The organism is uncultured Clostridium sp. (assembly GCF_934754915.1).
Lineage (GTDB): Bacteria > Bacillota > Clostridia > Clostridiales > Clostridiaceae > Clostridium.
The window spans coordinates 1-2,558 of sequence record NZ_CAKVKB010000278.1; the positions used below are offsets into that span (position 1 = coordinate 1).

The 2,558-nt window shown below is 33.1% G+C and carries 3 protein-coding genes; all 3 read left to right on the plus strand.

Annotated features, from left to right (window positions below; translation table 11 throughout):
• The coding region (locus Q0F58_RS18790; RefSeq protein WP_294379494.1) for a polysaccharide pyruvyl transferase family protein at positions 1–986 on the plus strand (986 nt) is incomplete at its 5' end.
• Positions 987–990: 4 nt separating this feature from the next.
• Positions 991–1,734, plus strand: a complete 744-nt coding sequence (locus Q0F58_RS18795; RefSeq protein WP_294379495.1) for a DapH/DapD/GlmU-related protein — start codon at positions 991–993, stop codon at positions 1,732–1,734.
• 27 nt (positions 1,735–1,761) lie between these two features.
• Positions 1,762–2,558 (plus strand): 4Fe-4S dicluster domain-containing protein (locus Q0F58_RS18800; RefSeq protein WP_294379497.1); only part of this gene is annotated, 797 nt, incomplete at its 3' end.

Below are 2,558 nucleotides of genomic sequence, written 5' to 3' on the forward strand. Positions count from 1 at the left end.
AAGTAATAGAATTAGGACATGAGTGTGAGCTTATTGATTATAAACCTAAAGGAATGAAGGTTCTTAACTATAAGATGAGCATGGGACGAGAATATTCTGGAGGGAATATATTTAATTCAATTAGAGGATTTAAAAGATGTCGTAAATTTATAAAAGGGAGTTCTAGATATATTACAAGTAAAACAGTTCATTCTGCGAAGGAGATAGACCAGTTAGGTTATGATTTGATTATTTTAGGAAGCGATGAAGTGTTTAATTTAGAACATCCGTTATTTGACCCAATATATTATGGAGTTGGATTAAAGACAGCCTGCATGACATATGCTCCAAGCAGCGGTCAGTGTAATGAAGATATGGATATTACGGATGAGATGAAAAAAAGTCTTATGCGTATGGTAAGTATTTCTGCAAGAGATATGCATACAAAAAGTTTAATACAGCATAATGTGAAAAAAAATGTGGATTTAGTTGTGGATCCTACATTCCTGTATGATTATAAGGAGTATGAACATAGTTTACCCGTGGATAAATATATTTTAGTGTATTCATTTAGCGAATGGAAAAATTATGGGGCTAAAGTGCGGGAATACGCTAAAGAACATGATTTAAAGATAGTATCAATTGGCAGGAAGATATGCTGGGCTGACAAAAGCTATGATATTATTGGACTGGAAGAATGGCTGGGAGCTTTTGCATCAGCTGAATTAGTTATAACGGATTCATTTCATGGAACAGTGTTTGCACTCAAGAATAAAAAAGAGTTTGTAATAATGGGAAGGGAAGATAAGCTGAATAAAATTAATGATTTGATGGAATTATTTGAGGTAAATCGAAAATTTTATTTTGGTAAGGAAAGTATAGATTCATATTTATCTGAAAAGTTAGATTACAGCGCAATCGAAGAAAAAATAAAAGAATTAAGTGATGAATCTGTGCAGTATTTAAAAGAAGCATTTTGTAAAGTAAAGATAGCTGAAAGAAGGTAGCTGAATGGGCGTAGCTGAGATTTTGATTGTTGTGTTATTGGGTCTTACATTTGTTAGTTTTTTTGTAACAACGTTGTATTGTCGTGTGCAGGAGAAGATGGATGTAAAAAGAAAAAAAAGAAATGAAATTAAGACTGATAATAAAAGTTTTTCGGAACAGGATGAAGGGAATAAAAAGCCTTTTTTAAAAAGGGTTTATTGGACTTTATATGGATATTTATATGGGTTGACCAGATATAATATAATAATGGTTGGTAAATTACCAAGTTATCATCTTCGTAATTGGTTATATAGATTAGTATTTAATATGAAAATCACAGGAAAAACAGTGGTTTTTGGCGGATGTGAATTTAGATCACCATGGAACTTTTATGCGGATAACTGCGTTATTAGTAATAATTGTATATTAGATGCTAGAAATGGAATTAAAATTGGTCAAAATGTGGTGCTAGGTTCGGGGGTTCATATCTGGACAGAGGAACATGATGTGAATGATAAAAAGTTTAGGGTGTTGGAAAAAAACGCACAGCCTGTTGTTATTGAAAAAAATGCGTGGATTTGTTCTGACTCCACAATATTACCGGGAGTACATATAGAAGAAGGGTGTGTGCTCGCTTCTAAAGGATGTGCAACAAAGGATTGTGCTGCGTTTGGAATATTTGGAGGGGTTCCGGCGAAAAAAATAGGTGATAGAAATAATGAGATAGATTATGAATTGTCAGGAAAGTCATTTTATCATTTTTGGTAAATAATAAATGTTGTCAGGGAGATTATCATGGAAGAAAATAATATAATAGCGAATACACCGACATTTCAATATATACAGTTAGAGGACTGTTGTGGGTGTTCCGCATGTAGCATGATTTGTCCTAGTCGTATAATTGAAATGCAACAAGATAAAGAAGGGTTTTTATACCCGGCTGTTCAGAAAAACAAGTGTGTTTCTTGTGGACTTTGTGTGAATGTATGTCCGGTAATAACAGGAAAAGAAAAGCAAAATAAGAAGCAGGGAACATTAGGCTGCTTTGCAGGTAGTGCAAAAAAAGGTAAAGCCGTTTTGGAAGGATCTTCTGGGGGTGTGTTTGAAACACTTGCTAAGACATTTTTGGCTAGTTATGAGAATGCATATGTCGTCGGAGCGGTCTGGAAAAAAGATTTTACAGGAGTTGAACATATAATAATCAGTAATGTTTTAGAATTGGAACCACTTAAAACATCAAAGTATGTACAAAGTGATAAGGGGGATGTATATCGTCAGGTAAAGGAGCTTTTAAAAGAAAAAAATCATGTTATGTTTGTAGGAGCACCTTGTGAGGTTGCTGGCTTAAAGAATTATATAAGGGTAGAAGAACCTAATTTATTATGTGTTGATTTTTTGTGTAAGGGACCAACATCGCCATTGTTTATAAAAGATTATGTAAAAGCGGAGGAAAAGAAAAAGGGAGCACATATTACATATTTAAATATGAGATATAAATGGGAAAAGCTTGATATATGGATTCCTCAGTTTATTTGTATTAAATTCAGCAATGGAAAACAAAAACTAAAAGAATTTTATAATACATATATAGG